Below are 16,490 nucleotides of genomic sequence, written 5' to 3'. Positions count from 1 at the left end.
GTTGTTCTTCTAATGATGTTGAATGCTTTCCCAATCCAGACCGAATCGGGCAAGATACTTACGTAATCTATCGGCATCATTGGGCTGTTTCTTCTGTTGGCGGGAAACCGCGAATAATTTGCGGCCCGCTGCTGATAAGCTGGAGGATTCGCGGCAGACTTTGATCACCGTTTCTAATTGTTGGCGATCAAACAAATCAATTTCGGACAAATGATCCGGCAGCAGGGAGGAATCCCCCTCTCCACGCCAATTCTGTTTGAGCCGTGTAATTTCTTCTTCAACTAAATATTGATTGATCCGCCCATTTTCAGCAAATGTTGCCATTCGCGCGACAGACGCACTGAGTTCACGAAAATTTCCCCGCCACTGCGCTTGTTCGGAGCAGGCAAAATGCAGGTAAGTCTGCCGTGCTTCCTTATCGAAGCGAACTTGTGTCTGCTGCATTTGGGTATAGCGGGCAAGTTCATAATCGATATTGGGTTCAATATCTTCGCGGCGTTGTGCCAGGCCCGGCAGTTGATAAGTCCACATATTGATACGGGCGTATAAATCTTCGCGGAATTTTCCTTGAGTCACCCAATCACGCAAGTCGCGATGTGTACCGGCAATTAATTGGAAATCACTGTGAACGTCCTTATCCGATCCGTAAGGCAGGAAACTCTTTTCTTCAATGGCTTTCAGCAACATCGCTTGCTCATCCAAACCGAGTTCTGCCACTTCGTCAAGGAACAGAATGCCGTTATTGGCTTCACGCAGCAATCCGGTACGTGGCTGAATCGCCCCCGTAAATGCTCCTTTAACGTGACCAAACAATGTGGACATCGCATTATCACCGCGCAGGGTTGCACAGTTCACTTCCACAAATCGCCCTGTGATTAAATGACGAGATTGCCGCAATTGGTAGATTCGGCGTGCGAGAAAGGATTTACCCGCGCCGGTTGGTCCTGTGAGCAGAATGGGGGCGGTGGAACGTAAGGCGACGCGTTCAATCTGGTCGATCAGATGGTTGAAATTGGCATTGCGGGTAGCAATGCCGGATTTAAGAAACGCCACCTGTTCCTGCTGTTCACGCAGAAAGCGGCTGGTCAGGGTGGTGTAACGGCTGAGATCCAAATCGATAATGGCGTAAACGCCTTCGGGATGGTTTTTCTCCCCCTCATTTTTTGGGGAAGTCTGTAGCAATTGAGCGGGTAGATAACGGGCTTCGGTCAGCAAAAACCAACAGATTTGTGCAACGTGAGTACCGGTTGTGATATGCACCAGATATTCTTCGTTTTCAATCTCGAAAGGATAACGAACGGTAAAATCCAGCAAAGTGGTATAAACTTCTTCGAAATCCCACGGATTTTCGATTTGAATTTCATTCAACACTACTTTTGTTTGCGGTGAAACCTGTTCAATATCCTCTTTTACCTTCTCGGCTAAAACTGAGTCATTGGATTGATAAAGCAATTCCAGCCTGTCAATCGGTAACTCTGGCTGTTGGCACATTCCAACAGTGGGGCGCCATTTTGCCCAGCGATTGGCATTCTTACCTCGTCTATCTAACTTTGAGCCTAAAATGCCAATGGCAACTTTGCGTTTCATCATCTTCCCTGTATTCAGATTATCTAAATTTATAAATAACGATATAAAAAGATAAGAAATTTTGGCTGTAAAAACAATCAGCAAAATTAGTAGAAAATAAAAACAACTATTTTTCAAACAGATAAAAAATATTTCTGCTTTTTTTCAACGTTGGCACGTAACTGGCAATAACTAGAGCATTATATGCTGAAAAAAGAAAAGGTTCTAAATGGACTGGTACAAATTAAAGGAGAACAAAAATGACGACAACTGAAATGAAAACCAACGCTTATAGTTTTTTGATCAACGAAAAGTTGACCCAAGAAAATAGTGCTCCGGTAAAAATGTGGACGAATGGCGTACCCGTTGATCCAAAAGCCATTATCCAATTGCAGAATATGGCCAAGATGCCTTTCGTTTTTAAACATCTGGCGGTAATGCCGGATGTCCATGTCGGTAAAGGCTCGACTATCGGTAGTGTGATCCCGACACGCGGCGCGATTATTCCGGCGGCGGTTGGGGTGGATATCGGTTGTGGAATGATCGCGATGTGTACTTCGCTGGTGGCATCTGATTTACCGGATAGCTTGTTGAATATCCGCCATGCCATTGAAGCGGCCGTACCGCACGGACGTACAGTAAACCGTGGCGGTCGCGATAAAGGGTCTTGGAATAAAGCACCGGAGATTGTGGATCAACATTGGGCGACGCTGGCGGACGGGTTTAAGCGTATTACCGATAAACACCCAAAACTGTTGAATACCAATAATCATAACCATTTAGGAACATTGGGAACGGGAAACCATTTTATCGAGTTGTGTCTTGATGAAGCAGATCGTGTTTGGGTGATGCTGCATAGTGGTTCCCGTGGTGTGGGTAACGCTATTGGTAACTTATTTATCTCGTTGGCAAAGAAGGATATGCAGCAGCATATCGCGAATTTACCAGATCGCGATTTGGCATATTTCGAGGAGGGAAGCCGTTATTTTGACGATTATATGGAAGCGGTCGGTTGGGCGCAGGATTATGCGCGCCAGAATCGGGAAGTGATGATGCATCGTGTGCTTGAAGCGTTGTCCCGCGAGATCCCAAAACCTTTCACGACACAGCAGGAGGCGGTGAACTGTCACCATAACTATGTTCAGCGTGAACAGCATTACGGTGAAGACGTTTTGGTTACACGTAAAGGTGCGGTATCTGCCCGTAAGGGCCAGATGGGAATTATCCCGGGATCAATGGGGGCAAAAAGCTATATCGTCCGTGGTCTTGGAAATGAAGAGAGCTTCTGTTCATGCAGTCACGGAGCAGGTCGCGTGATGAGCCGTACTGAGGCGAAAAAACGTTTCACTGTAAGCGATCAGAAACGCGCAACAGCACATGTGGAATGCCGCAAAGACAGCGATGTGATCGATGAAATCCCAATGGCGTATAAGGATATTGACGCTGTGATGCAAGCGCAGTCATCGCTGGTGGAAATTGTGCATACCTTGCGTCAGGTGGTGTGTGTAAAAGGATAAGGATTAAAAAAATAGGAAAAATGGAAGAAATGGAAAGGGAAATAAAAACCAGTGCTGTCAGCCCTGCTATGCGTTTGCGTATCAAACGTAAATTAGCAGGTATAGAGAAGAATTATGGTATACGGATATTATACGCTTGTGAATCTGGTAGTCGTGGGTGGGGCTTTGCCTCACCAGACAGCGATTACGATGTACGGTTTATCTACGTCCATCCGATTGATTGGTATCTCAAAGTAGAAGCGGAGCGGGATGTCATTGAGCTGCCGATCAATAGTGAACTGGATATCAACGGTTGGGAACTGCGCAAAACGCTAAAATTGCTGAAACAGGCGAACCCAACATTAATGGAGTGGTTGGATTCGCCTGTTATTTATCATGCTGATCCGGCGGCAACCAATGGACTGAAAACGCTGGTGCCACATTTCTTTTCGGATATTAAAGCACGCTATCACTATCTTTCGATGGCGAAGAAAAACTTTCGTGGTTATTTGCAAAGTGAAGAAGTCCGGCTGAAAAAATACTTTTATGTATTGCGCCCTTTGCTTGCTGTTCGCTGGATTGAAATGGGAAAGGGTGTGCCACCGATAGATTTTGAAACGCTGGTGGCAGAAACCGTGGATGATCCGCAATTAAAAATGGAAATTGATGATCTGTTGCGAATTAAACGGAATGCAAATGAAGCAGAATATGGTCCGCGTAAAGCAAGGGTTCATGCTTTTATTGAATCGGAATTGGATGAGACACGGATACGTTGTGAACTTCAAGGTCAATGCGAGCGCAGCCCTGAATTGTTGGATAATTATTTAAAACGTTGGGTGATGAGGAGTTGATTTAATTATCATGTACCAACAAGGTATGGATAATTAGTTGATTAAGTGGACCACGGTCTCATCTGTTAATCAAATGGATCTCGTTCTGCTATGTCCTGATAGCGTTCATTGGTATCTAAAAAATCATTTGGAACAGGAAAGTTATCTAACATATTCAAGAAGAAATTCCAATTATCTCGTTTAGAGTCCTTTTTCGACAAAATAACATCCTCATTCTCAAATTCAGACATAACGAATAACCTGATGGTTTTGTTACGTCTATTGTTGAGTATTTTTACAATCCTTTCCATCATTAATCTCTAAATAAAAGTGGCTGGTATATGTTAAATAATCGGTAAAATGTAATCTCAGCCACTCTTTGTCAAATTAGAGTTGGATAAACTCTTTATCAAACATAAGGAATTCAGGACAACAGGTGAATAACATGGACCAAACTGATACCAAAACCAGTAAGTTTTTAAGTTATGTATTACGCCATCAACCGGAATCCATTGGATTAACCTTGGATAGTGAAGGATGGGCAGATATTGGCACGCTGATAAAATGTGCCTCTCAGCACGGCAAGCGATTGAATCATTCACTTATTGAGAAAATTGTTGAGATCAATGACAAAAAACGCTTTGCTATTTCTGCGGATCAGAAACGTATCAGGGCAGTTCAGGGACACTCAACCCAGAAAGTCGATATTTGCTACCAAGAGAAAATCCCGCCCGCTATTTTGTATCACGGCACAGCCACCCGTTTTTTGGATTCCATTGTTAAACAGGGATTAGTGGCGGGAACGCGACATTACGTGCATTTATCGGCAGATGAATCGACAGCCATTAAAGTGGGGCAACGTCATGGCAAAGTTATTATCCTGAAAATTGAAGCGCGATTGATGTATGAGCAGGGCTTTAAATTCCATCAGGCGGATAACGGTGTTTGGTTGACGAAAACCGTGCCTGTGGCATATATGAGTATCATTTCGCGTTCTTGATAAGGCTTTTGGAGATAACATGACCGTTATGGATTCCCTGCTTGCATTTACGGTGGCGGCCGCATTGCTTACATTGACCCCCGGTCTGGATACTGCGCTTGTTCTGAGAACCGCAACGGCAGAGGGCGGTAAAAAAGCCTTCCAAGCAGCTCTTGGCATAAATGCAGGGTGCTTTATTTGGGGAGCGATGGTGGCCTTTGGCCTTGGCACGTTAATTGCTGTATCAGAGCTGGCATTTAACATATTAAAATGGTGTGGTGCACTGTATTTGTGTTGGCTGGGTATTCAAATGTTCTGGCATCCCAAACAGGATCTTGGAGGGGAAACCTCTTCCTCAGTTAAAAGCCAGAATTGGTTTATCAAAGGCATGTTGGGCAATGTACTCAATCCGAAAATGGGTGTGTTTTACGTCTCATTTTTGCCGCAGTTTATTCCCCAAGGGCATTCTCCCATTTTATGGACGTTCGGTTTGGTCGCTATCCATTCATTGCTGGGCACATTGTGGTCATTATCATTGATTTATGCTACACGTCCTCTTTCTCATATCTTACGTCGTGCAAATGTCATTAAGTGGATGAACCGCGCGACAGGCGGGCTATTTTTGCTTTTTGCGTTTAAATTAGTGCTGAGTAGCCGAAGATGATTGGGTCAGTGCGGGTTTATATAAGGTACAGGGTCATAATTCGTTTTCTGTCTGGATGAGGCAAGGTCATATTTGTCCCAAAACGCTTTCAAGACACCATAGAGAAAATTAGAGAAATATATTGGGTGGTGTCTTGAAAAACTTAATTTTTAATATCCTGTATGTAATGATTTATAAATCAATCTACTATTGCGTCGATTCCAGAATAGGAAAACAACGCAGGTGCTCCACCGGTATGAACAAAGAGCAATGGCTTCTGACTGTCAATGGTATTATTCAGGACATTATCAATTAAGCCGGCCATCGCTTTTCCGGTATAGACGGGATCTAATAAAATGCCCTCTTTTTGTGCCAATAGCGTAATGGCGTCTAACCCTTTTTTATTTGGCATGCCATACATGGGAGCAAAATAATTATCCCACAAAAGAACATCTGGACAGGTTGTCTGACCTAAAAGCGAGTTTATTTCTTGCTGCAATTGACTCACTTTTGGTGTTTGCTCGGCGGTAACACGCGAGACGGTAACACCAATAACAGGTGTTTGTGGTAGTGCAGATTGTAATCCAATAGCCAGTCCTGCATGTGTTCCTGCACTTCCAGAGGCGACAATAACGGCAGCAAATTCGACATCTTTTGGTCGCTGTTCAGCAATTTCTAATGCGCAACGCACATAACCCAATGAACCAAGGGCATTGGAACCGCCGATGGGAACAATATAAGCATCTTCGAGATTGAGCTGGTCAATCAATTCCTTCATTTGCACATTGGGATCGGTCAACTCATCACACATGACACATTGGGTATTGAATAATTCCGTCAGCAGTTTATTGCCATTATTCAGAAAATTACTATCTTGATTCCGGATTGGATTCTCTAATAAGGCGACACATTTTAGACCGTACTTTGCAGCAATAGCCGCTGTTTGCCGTACATGATTTGATTGAATTGCTCCAGCGGTAACAATAACTTTAGCCTTTTTTTGTAATGCGTCAGCAATAAGATATTCCAATTTACGTAATTTATTCCCACCCATCGCCAAGGGGGTTAAGTCATCTCTCTTAATATAAATATCACGCCCTAAATAGTGAGATAGATTTTCCAATTTATTCATCATAGTCTCAGTTTTTAGTAAATCAATTCGAGCAAATTTTGCTAAGTTTTTTTGTAAAGACATATTATCTCCAGCGGATTGTGAGTTAATAAGTAAAGCCTAAGTAAAAATAGATGACGAGGGCGAAACTTGCGGTAACCAACGCATATGGCATTTGAGTTCGAATATGTTCAATATGGTTACAATCTGTTGCCATTGATGCAACGATAGCATCGCTGGAAATTGGCGATGTCATATCACCAAAGATAGAACCAGAAATTGCGGCACCAATCATATATTCAGGGGGCATACCAACTGAAAGACCTAATTGTATTCCAATGGGGATCATAATTGCGAATGTACCCCATGAGGTTCCTGTTGCTAATGACATGATGGCACTAATCAGGAAAATAAAACCTATGGAAAAACCTGCTGGAATAACTCCAGAAGTGATTTGTGCAATATAAGCACCGATATTTAAATCAGCAGAAACGCTACCCATTAAGAATGCTAATATCATGACAGAGCTTATTTTTATCATGCTGGCATAACCAATATAAAGCTCTTTAAAAAAGGTTTCGATAGTTAAAATACGACGTATTAAGAACCAGAAAAAAGACACTGTGGTTCCGAACATAACACTCCAATAGATAGAAGTTGAACCGCTGCCCTTACTAAAATCACCATCACCTGTGATATAGAGGGCAATGGGGAGCATGAATACAGTCGATAAAATAGGAATAAAAAAGTTTAATGAAGAATGGCATTTGGGGTGTTCAATAATATCATCACTATATTCACTGTGCTCGTTTTCAGGATCATTATTTAAATGTTCATGTAAGGCCTGCATTTCAGCGGTTCTCATTGGTCCCCAAGATGCATTAGAAAAAATATAAAATAGGACAGAAGCCAGAGATAACCAAGCCATAATATTATGAATCATAGAACCAGCTAGAATATCAAAAGGCTCACCGTTGATTATTCCTCTAGAAACCTGTACACCGATGACACCCATCATTGCGGCTCCCCAACCATTAATCATGACAGAAGAACAAACAGAAACACAGGATGTTTGAATAATGTAAGCCATTTTTTCTGGTGGAATACCATAATTTTTGGCTAGTTTTTTTGTTGTTGCTCCAGCGATTAATTGGTTAATAGAGCTTTCAATAAAGATTAATGATGTAATAATCATTGCCAAAAATTGAACGGATTTCTTATTTTCAATAAGTCGCGTCTTTTCCATTAATAAATGGACTAAGGATCGCACGCCACCTGTAACTACCACAAGCCGCATTATTCCACCAATCATTAACATAAAGATGATGGTTTTGGTATTACTGGGAGAGGAAAATGTATCAATAATACCTTCAATGGTTCCTTGTATACCTAAAATAAAATTATGGTCATTAATGACAGTAAAGCCGACTAATATACCGAGTAGTAATGATAAAATAACCTGGCGTGTAAATATAGCTAAAATAATTGTAACAACAGGGGTGATGATAGCCCAAACTCCGTAATCATTCATTTTTACTTACCTTATTTCTTGTTATTTTTTATATCAAGTAAATTTACTCTAATGCTTTTCTGAGGTCAGCTAATAAATCGCGAATATCTTCAATTCCTACTGATAAACGCAATACAGTATCATAAATACCAATCTCTTCACGCGCTTTTTTTGTCATTGAGCCATGTGACATTGTTGCAGAATGGTTAACCATACTTTCTATACCACCGAGAGATTCTGCCAAAACAAAATAGCGTAATTTACTTAAAAATTTTTTTGTATCCTCCAGATCACCTTTTAATTTGATCGTGACGACAGCACCGCCTGTGCGCATTTGCTCCTGACAAATGGAATAGTGTGGGTGAGTGGTTAAGCCGGGATAATAGATTTGTTCAATTTTTGAATGAGATTTAAGAAAATTGGCGATTTCAAGCGCATTAGCACATTGTGCTGACATTCGTAACGCTAATGTTTTTAATCCGCGTAGTGCTAAATAAGCATCAAAGGGAGATGCAATGGCACCGATAGTTGTTTTTAAGAAATTTAATCTATTGGCTAAATCATTTCGGTGTGTAATAACCGCTCCTCCAATAAGGTCTGAATGGCCGCCAATATATTTACTTGCAGATAACATCACAATATCTGCACCTAATTCAAGAGGTTTTTGATTCCATGCGGTTGCAAATGTATTATCAACACAAGTTAAAATATTGTGTTTTTTCGCGAATGAACAAATACGTTTGATGTCAACCAATTCTAATAATGGATTAGTTGGACTTTCTATCCAAATTAAACGAGTATTATCTTTTATTTTAGATTCAATTTCAGTGAGGTTATTTAAATCGGTATAATCAAATTGATGACCATTATTTTCAATTGCTACCTGTTCAAATAAACGAAACGTGCCACCATAAACCCCTTTCATCGCAATAATATGGGATTCTTTGGGGAGTAAGTTTAAAACTAAAGCAGTGGCTGCTACACCAGACGCGGTTGCAGTTGCGTAAATACCACTTTCTATTTCGGCTAATAATGTTTCATAGGCATGGCGCGTCGGGTTACTGCAACGGGAATAACAGTATTCACCGTGTTCAGATAATTTTTTTGTATAAAAGTACTGGCTGTGGTAATTGGTGGAAAAATAGCGTGGTTTTCTTTGTCTTGCTGTTTTCCACCGTGAATTAATGCCGTAGCTATATTTTTTATCATTTTTGCAGTCCTATAAATTAATTATCAATGTTCTTTAGGGGTAAAAATTGCACTGTTGAAAAAGAATATGGCATAAAGAGATAAAAAAAATTTTCCAAAAAATAGCTATATTTGTTTAATTAAGAGAATATTTTTTCCGAAAATTGAAATTTTTTATATAAATCAAATAATTAAATTGATATTATTTAATGTGATGATTATCAATATATTGAAAAATTGTGCGGATTGATAACGTCATTTTCAGGTTTTTAACGGAAGTCGGTGGAGATTTGGTCGCGTATACATGCAGACAGAATGTCAATAAAGTCATCCGTAATGAAGGGTACAATCATTTTTATTATTAACAGTATCCAGTGCACAGTCCTCCAATAGCCATGCCCCACTGCCACCTCAAGATTCTTCAACACTTGCTATTTTGGACATTGTGGCATCAGTTCACCCGCAGATAGCACATGATATTCTCGGAATTCAATTCATCCATCACCTAATCCTATCAAGATATTTCCTGAAGTACTGGCGGCGGTCACTGTGGTGGCAGTGATTGCTTCACCGCATGAGCGGACACAATTTGAATCAACAATTATAAAACTAGATTTTCCACCAGTGTTGCCACCATCATGGCCTTAATGGTGTGCATTCGGTTTTCGGCCTGATCAAACACAATGCTGTGTTCTGATTCAAATACGTCATTAGTGACTTCCAGCCCGCCATATAAATTGAATTCTTCTGCCAGCTGCTTACCAAGCGTCGTTTCTTCATCGTGAAAAGCAGGCAGACAATGCAGGAACTTCACTTCTGGATTACCCGTCAGTTTTATAACATCCATATTGACCTGATAAGGTTTCAGCAATGCAATGCGTTCTTGCCAGATTGATTTAGGTTCTCCCATTGATACCCAAACATCGGTATACAGAAAATCGGCTTCTTTTACGCCTTGCGCAATATCTTCTGTCAGAGTGATCTGACCACCCGTTTTCTCTGCCAATTTTTGGCATTCTGTAACCAAGTTCGCGTTCGGCCAGAACGTTTTTGGTGCGACCAAACGGAGATCCATACCCGTTAGTGCAGCAGCTTCCAGCATAGTATTGCCCATGTTATTCCGGGCATCACCCAGATAGGCGAATTTGATTTCAGACAGTGTTTTTTGGCTGTGCTCCTGTATCGTCAGTAAATCAGCCAGCAATTGGGTTGGGTGAAATTCATCAGTCAGGCCATTCCAGACCGGAACGCCTGAGTATTGCGCCAGTGTTTCGACAATATGCTGACCGTAGCCACGGTATTGGATACCGTCATACAGGCGACCAAGTACCCGCGCGGTATCCTTGATGGATTCTTTGTGGCCGATCTGGCTGCCATTTGAACCTAAATAGGTCACATTGGCACCTTGATCATGCGCGGCAACTTCGAACGCACAGCGTGTACGCGTGGAGTCTTTTTCGAAAATAAGGGCAATGTTTTTTCCCTTGAGTAAGGGAGACTCCATACCTGATTTTTTATTCGATTTCAATTCATGAGACAATGTTAAAAGTGTATTTATTTCTGTCGGCGTAACATCGAGTAATCTTAGGAAAGAGCGTTTAAAAAATGGGTTCATTACGCATTATCTCCATTAATGAAATAGTGAATTTATATGCACTATATATCAATAAAAAATTAGATTGCAAGTTCCATGCTCGATGCCTGTAAGAGTGATGGGATTAAGACTGATTATGGATCAGCCTCTTACGGTTTATACTTCTCCCTGAACAAAATTGGATAGATATATCCTTTGTAAAGAAAAGATGGGAGAATGCAAAACAGGACAGCCAACTGACGGAGGGGATTTGCATGGCAGACCCACATGCTTTAGAAGAACAGCGTGAAGAGACTCGCTTGATCATTGAAGAATTATTGGAAGATGGCAGCGATCCTGATGCGCTTTATATTATTGAGCACCACTTCTCGGCAGAAGACTTTGATCAACTGGAGAAGGCCGCGCTTGAAGCGTTTAAGCTAGGTTATGAAGTAACAGATGCGGAAGAGCTGGAAACAGAAGATCGTGTTGTTCTGATGTGTTGTGATGTGATCAGTGAAAGTCATCTTAAAGCTGAACTCATCAACCTACAGGTTGAGCAACTGATGGATCTGGCTGAAAAGATCGGTGTGAATTATGATGGTTGGGGAACATACTTTGAAGATCCCAACGCGCCGGATGATGAAGATGATGACGGTGATCTCTTCCCGCCAGAGGAAGATGAACCCAGACTTCATTAAGATTTTTCGCAGACAGCGTTAAAGCCAAACGCCCCACTTGATCTGTGGGGCTTGATTTATTGATGACTCTCTATTGATATCTATCGCTTATAGCGCTTTTATCATCCTGACTTCGCAGTCGCTGTGGCCTGTATTGCCAAGAGTCTCATCAAGATAGCTGAAACCCAATTTTTCATATAGGGTAATGGCAGCTTTCAAATCTTCCGTCGTTTCAAGATAACAACGTTTAAAGCCCTGTTCTGTACCGAATGAGAGAGATTGCTCGACGATTTGTTTGGCAATCCCTTTTCCGCGTAGTACCGACGAAAGGTACATTTTCTGTAATTCACAAGTATCGTTATCACCCCCCGCCAGTGGAGCAATACCACCACCGCCGACGACTTTGTCATCCATTTCAACAACCCAGTAAGCGCTGCGTGGCTGGCTGTAAACTTCATACAAAGTATCCAGAATCGGATCAGCAACGGCAAAACCTTTGTCTGCGGTTAAGCCGTGCTCAGCGGATACCTCGCGGATAACAGCCGCAATGCCTGCGTTGTCTTGGCGGGTAATAGGGCGAATCACGTAGTTGTGTGTTGTTTCTGTTGTCATTGTATTTTCTTTATAATTTTTATTGATTAATAGGGAGGTAAATAATACAGCACTGAATATATTATATTGTGTTGATGTTTTAGTCACCCTGTCTCACTACATTGATAACTTGGCTGTCTGGTGCATTAACCTGATTTGACTTCAATTTGATCTGAATAGTGAAGCTGAAAATAACGTTCTAAAAACTCAATGGTGACTCTGATGCGAGCAGACATCACCAGACGAGTGACATAAACCGCCCAGATGTTCGCGGATTGATAATATTCAGGCAGAATATGAACTAATGCACCTGATTTGATATTTTTCCTGACATCCCAATAGGAACGTAAAGTAATACCGTGCCCATCAAGGCACCACTGGTGGATAATTTCACCATGGTTGGACGACATAGGCCCGGTAACTTTCACGGATTGGTATCCCGCACTGCTTTGTAACTGCCAGATGCCAAAAGGATGATCCCGCTCTTTGATGACCAGACAGGCGTGAGAGGGCAACTCATTCAGTGATTTTGGCATCGGATGCCGGGCGAGATAAGAGGGCGCTGCGCATAAGATGCGACGATTGGATGCGAGCTTTCGTGCAATAAGATTATTATCAATATCATCGCCAATACGAATATCCAAATCAATGCCTTCTGTGACTAAATCAATAATGCGATCTTTCACATCAAACCGGATCTCTAATTGGGGATAGGCTTGGACGAGTGCAGATAGCGCAGGGGCCACGAATTGCCGTCCGAAGCCAAAACTACTGACAATCCTGATTGTTCCCTGCGGTTCTTGCCGAAGTTCAGAAAGCTCATCAAGCATCTGATTGACATCATTCAGAATACGTTGTGCCCATTCGTATATCCGCTCGCCATCCTCCGTAATGGATACCCTGCGTGTCGTTCTGTGCAATAGGGTAACATTCAATACACTTTCTAATATTGCGATGCGTTTACTGATAAAAGCCGGAGAAACTCCCATTTCTTCCGCCGCAGCGGCAAAACTTGCTCTCTTGGCGACTAAAAGGAAAACACGGAGATCCTGTAAAATAGGCAGATTATTCATATATCGTAAATTATGTTTCTACATTTTTTGGATTGAATACAATTCAGTCAATTATAAGATAGCTGAAAAGTCAATTTTGTATCCTGATAAATGAGAGATATCTAATGAAACAACAGTTCAAGATTGCGGCGATCCCTGGGGATGGAATTGGTCATGAAGTGCTTCCGGAAGGAATTAGAGTATTACAAACTGTAGCTGAAAAGTGGGATCTCCATTTATCGTTTGAATATTTCGAATGGGCCAGCTGTGACTATTACTTTAAGCATGGCACCATGATGCCTGATGATTGGTTTAATCAGTTAATGGCGTTCGACGCGATCTATTTTGGTGCTGTCGGTTGGCCTGAAAAAGTGCCTGATCATATTTCTCTTTGGGGGTCATTACTTAAATTCCGCCGTGAATTTCAGCAATATGTCAATTTACGTCCGGTACGTCTTTTACCGGGAGTACCTTGCCCGTTAGCCAATAAAAAACCGGAAGATATCGATTTTTATGTCGTCAGGGAGAATACCGAAGGGGAATATTCAGCGATTGGTGGCCGTCTGCATGAAGGGACGGAACATGAAGTGGTGATCCAGGAATCGGTTTTTACCCGCCGTGGCGTTGATCGCATATTGAAATATGCGTTTGAATTTGCGCAAAGCCGCCCCCGTAAGCGACTGACATCCGCGACTAAATCAAACGGTATTGCGATCAGTATGCCTTACTGGGATGAGCGGGTTGAGGCGATGGCAAAACAATATCCGGAGATTAAATGGGATAAGCAGCATATTGATATTCTTTGTGCGCGATTTGTGCTGGAGCCGGAACGGTTTGATGTCGTTGTCGCTTCCAACTTATTCGGCGATATTCTGTCTGATCTTGGGCCTGCCTGTACAGGAACCATCGGGCTTTCGCCTTCTGCCAACCTGAATCCGGAAAGAAATTTCCCTTCCTTATTTGAGCCGGTTCATGGATCAGCCCCTGATATCTATGGCAGAAATATTGCTAACCCAATCGCCATGATTTGGTCTGGTGCCATGATGCTCCAGTTCTTGGGCGAAGATGATGAACGTTACCAACATGCTCATGATGATATTTTATCTGCCATTGAAGCTGTGATAGCTGAAGGAACAGTGACGCCTGACATGAAAGGAGAAGCATCAACACAGCAGGTCGGAGACGCCATTATTCGGCATTTGTCACGAGTTGTGTATCCTGTGACTGATGATTTTTTATCTGAGCGTCCTGAACAGGTGAGTAGTCAAAGGGAATCGTTTGATGATTAAGAGTTGAAGATTGGGTACTCGAATAAGGTATTTGTCAGAATTTGATAATTCAAACTAAGGGCATAATTCATCGAATTATGCCCTATTCACTTTTATTGTGATTCTAACTCAAAAAATGAGGAGAATTAACGAAACGATTTAATTTCTCTCTGAACTCTCATCTGCCTAATTCTTAATGAACATCACAAAACATTCATTACGATATGTGTTTTATCTATTTACCATTTGGCCAATTGTTTAAATTATGTATCAGCACTATATTTGAATTGTTAATAAAAAGACGCGATAAGTACGTTCTCACTTGTTGCATGCTTTCCTCTTAGTCGTATCTATACCAACGTAATCATAACAACAATAACAGGCACTTTGCTGTTATCGCCCAAACGCAAAATGGGTATATATAAAGTGACGAAACGGAGGGTTCATGTTGAGCAGTACAAAGAAAGATATTCCCTTAATAGCAATAAGTCTGGTTTGTATAGTTGTGATAGCAATAACACTCAGTTTATTTCCTGAAGAAGTAAGTGTTATTGCTAATTCAATTTTTAATGGGCTGACTCGTTTACTGGGATCAACAATTCAAATATTAGTCCTTGCCGCTTTGATGTTTGTACTTTATTTAGCGATAAGTAAATACGGCAATATTCGATTGGGTGAAGGAAAACCAAAATATGCCACAGTACCTTGGTTATTTATGTTTATTTGTGCAGGCCTGGGTTCCTCGACCTTATACTGGGGAGTCATGGAGTGGGCATATTATTATCAAATGCCGGGCCTGAATATTTCCCCTAAAACGCCCAAGGCATTGGAATATAGTATCAGCTACTCTTTTTTTCATTGGGGTTTAAGTGCCTGGGCAACTTATGCACTCGCTTCACTGATTATGGCTTACCATTTTCATGTCAGAAAAAATAAAGGACTGAGCTTATCAGGGATTATTTCCGCGATTATAAAAATTAATCCCTATGGCTTTTGGGGACGCCTGATTGATATGACGTACTTAATCGCGACGGTGGGAGCATTAACTATTTCTTTAGTGGTTACTGCGGCCACATTAAGTGGCGGGCTTTCTTCACTCATCGGTACGCCTAATGATTTTACCGTTCAGGCTGGAATTACCCTATTAGCCGCCGTGATCTTTTGTCTGAGTTCTTATATCGGCATTGATAAAGGTATGCAGCGTTTAAGCCAAATGGTGGGATGGGGAGCATTGGGTTTTGCGTTGCTGGTACTGATAGTCGGGCCGACGGAATTTACCATTAACAATATGATTAACGCAGTTGGCCTGACAACCCAGAATTTCCTGCAAATGAGCTTATTTACCGATCCGATGGGAGACGGTCAATTCACACGTAGCTGGACGGTGTTCTACTGGTTATGGTGGGTTTCCTACACACCCGGTGTCGCTATGTTCGTGACCCGTGTTTCCCATGGGCGCAAAATTAAGGAGGTTATTTGGGCATTATTATTGGGGAGTACGTTTGGTTGCTGGTTCTTCTTTGGGGTATTGGAAAGCTACGCAATGCACCAATTTATTACCGGTGCTATCAATGTGCCTGAAATATTGAATACATTGGGCGGAGAAACAGCAGTTCATCAGCTATTGAGTGCGCTGCCATTAGGCCAATTCTTCCTTGCAGCCTATCTTTTTATCATGGTGATTTTCTTGGCTTCGCATATGGATGCAGTGGCCTATACCATGGCGGCAACCAGTACGCGTAATTTACGGGAAGGCCAAGATCCCTGCCGGAAATTGCGCCTTTTCTGGTGTGTCGTGATTACACTGATCCCACTTTCCATTCTCTTTACGCAAGCCTCGCTAGAAACGATGAAAACCAGCGTAGTGCTTACTGCACTGCCTTTTTTAGTCATCTTATTAATTAAGACATACGGTTTTATCTGTTGGATAAAACGAGACTATGCACAGGTTCCGGCACATCTTATCCAAGACACCCATTTCGCTAAATGATTAAGGAATTGAT

Annotated in this window: 14 protein-coding genes and 1 pseudogene; 7 read left to right on the top strand and 8 right to left on the bottom strand. The window is 41.9% G+C overall.

Annotated features, from left to right (window positions below; genetic code table 11):
• Positions 1 to 9 precede the first annotated feature (9 nt).
• Positions 10 to 1,587 carry an RNA repair transcriptional activator RtcR gene (rtcR, locus tag FE394_RS05065; RefSeq protein ID WP_319925374.1) on the bottom strand — a complete coding sequence of 526 codons (1,578 nt, stop codon included), beginning with the start codon at positions 1,585 to 1,587 and terminating at the stop codon, positions 10 to 12.
• 254 nt (positions 1,588 to 1,841) lie between these two features.
• Between rtcR and FE394_RS05060 the strand changes: the two genes are divergently transcribed.
• Both FE394_RS05060 and FE394_RS05055 read left to right on the top strand, forming a co-directional pair.
• The gene (locus FE394_RS05060) at positions 1,842 to 3,083 is read left to right on the top strand and encodes an RtcB family protein (protein ID WP_319925373.1); all 1,242 of its coding nucleotides are present in this window, start codon (positions 1,842 to 1,844) and stop codon (positions 3,081 to 3,083) included.
• Positions 3,084 to 3,103: 20 nt separating this feature from the next.
• Positions 3,104 to 3,913, top strand: coding sequence for a nucleotidyltransferase domain-containing protein (locus FE394_RS05055; protein ID WP_319925309.1), 810 nt, complete (start codon positions 3,104 to 3,106; stop codon positions 3,911 to 3,913).
• 65 nt (positions 3,914 to 3,978) lie between these two features.
• Here the strand turns inward: FE394_RS05055 and FE394_RS05050 are convergent, their stop codons facing one another.
• Positions 3,979 to 4,143 carry a hypothetical protein gene (locus FE394_RS05050; protein ID WP_319925308.1) on the bottom strand — a complete coding sequence of 55 codons (165 nt, stop codon included), beginning with the start codon at positions 4,141 to 4,143 and terminating at the stop codon, positions 3,979 to 3,981.
• A 194-nt stretch (positions 4,144 to 4,337) separates the two neighbouring features.
• On the opposite strand from FE394_RS05050, the gene FE394_RS05045 reads away from it, so the two are divergent.
• Together FE394_RS05045 and FE394_RS05040 are read left to right on the top strand one after the other, a co-directional pair.
• Positions 4,338 to 4,892 (top strand): RNA 2'-phosphotransferase, encoded by a 555-nt coding sequence (locus FE394_RS05045; RefSeq protein ID WP_319925307.1) that lies wholly within the window; start codon positions 4,338 to 4,340, stop codon positions 4,890 to 4,892.
• A gap of 19 nt (positions 4,893 to 4,911) precedes the next feature.
• A complete protein-coding gene (locus FE394_RS05040) occupies positions 4,912 to 5,535 on the top strand; it encodes a LysE family translocator (RefSeq protein ID WP_319925306.1) in 624 nt (207 codons plus the stop codon).
• A 178-nt stretch (positions 5,536 to 5,713) separates the two neighbouring features.
• On the opposite strand, the gene FE394_RS05035 is transcribed toward FE394_RS05040, so the two are convergent.
• The 4 genes from FE394_RS05035 to argF all read right to left on the bottom strand — a co-directional run bounded on the left by FE394_RS05035 (position 5,714) and on the right by argF (position 10,938).
• Entirely contained in the window at positions 5,714 to 6,709 is a 996-nt protein-coding gene (locus FE394_RS05035) for a D-cysteine desulfhydrase (protein WP_319925305.1), read from the bottom strand.
• Between the two features lie 22 nt (positions 6,710 to 6,731).
• The gene (locus FE394_RS05030) at positions 6,732 to 8,156 is read right to left on the bottom strand and encodes a Na+/H+ antiporter NhaC family protein (RefSeq protein ID WP_319925304.1); all 1,425 of its coding nucleotides are present in this window, start codon (positions 8,154 to 8,156) and stop codon (positions 6,732 to 6,734) included.
• A gap of 43 nt (positions 8,157 to 8,199) precedes the next feature.
• On the bottom strand, positions 8,200 to 9,321 hold the full coding sequence (locus FE394_RS05025; protein WP_319925372.1) for a trans-sulfuration enzyme family protein: 1,122 nt from the start codon (positions 9,319 to 9,321) through the stop codon (positions 8,200 to 8,202).
• 603 nt (positions 9,322 to 9,924) lie between these two features.
• Positions 9,925 to 10,938, bottom strand: a complete 1,014-nt coding sequence (gene argF, locus FE394_RS05020) for an ornithine carbamoyltransferase (protein WP_319925303.1) — start codon at positions 10,936 to 10,938, stop codon at positions 9,925 to 9,927.
• 233 nt (positions 10,939 to 11,171) lie between these two features.
• On the opposite strand from argF, the gene rraB reads away from it, so the two are divergent.
• Complete coding sequence (gene rraB, locus FE394_RS05015) at positions 11,172 to 11,597, top strand: ribonuclease E inhibitor RraB (protein ID WP_319925302.1); 426 nt, start codon at positions 11,172 to 11,174, stop codon at positions 11,595 to 11,597.
• 87 nt (positions 11,598 to 11,684) lie between these two features.
• Here the strand turns inward: rraB and FE394_RS05010 are convergent, their stop codons facing one another.
• A complete protein-coding gene (locus tag FE394_RS05010) occupies positions 11,685 to 12,188 on the bottom strand; it encodes a GNAT family N-acetyltransferase (protein ID WP_319925301.1) in 504 nt (167 codons plus the stop codon).
• Between the two features lie 125 nt (positions 12,189 to 12,313).
• Positions 12,314 to 13,240 (bottom strand): LysR substrate-binding domain-containing protein, encoded by a 927-nt coding sequence (locus FE394_RS05005; protein WP_319925300.1) that lies wholly within the window; start codon positions 13,238 to 13,240, stop codon positions 12,314 to 12,316.
• A gap of 104 nt (positions 13,241 to 13,344) precedes the next feature.
• Here FE394_RS05005 and FE394_RS05000 point away from each other — a divergent pair.
• Both FE394_RS05000 and FE394_RS04995 read left to right on the top strand, forming a co-directional pair.
• Positions 13,345 to 14,427: pseudogene (locus FE394_RS05000) on the top strand (tartrate dehydrogenase); the annotation flags it as partial.
• A 505-nt stretch (positions 14,428 to 14,932) separates the two neighbouring features.
• A complete protein-coding gene (locus FE394_RS04995) occupies positions 14,933 to 16,477 on the top strand; it encodes a BCCT family transporter (RefSeq protein WP_319925299.1) in 1,545 nt (514 codons plus the stop codon).
• Positions 16,478 to 16,490 lie beyond the last annotated feature (13 nt).

The sequence above is a fragment of the Xenorhabdus littoralis genome, from assembly GCF_033949345.1.
In the GTDB taxonomy this organism is placed as follows: Bacteria; Pseudomonadota; Gammaproteobacteria; order Enterobacterales; family Enterobacteriaceae; genus Xenorhabdus; species Xenorhabdus littoralis.
Note: the sequence above shows the minus strand (reverse complement) of the source record. Positions and strands in the feature narration are given on the sequence as shown.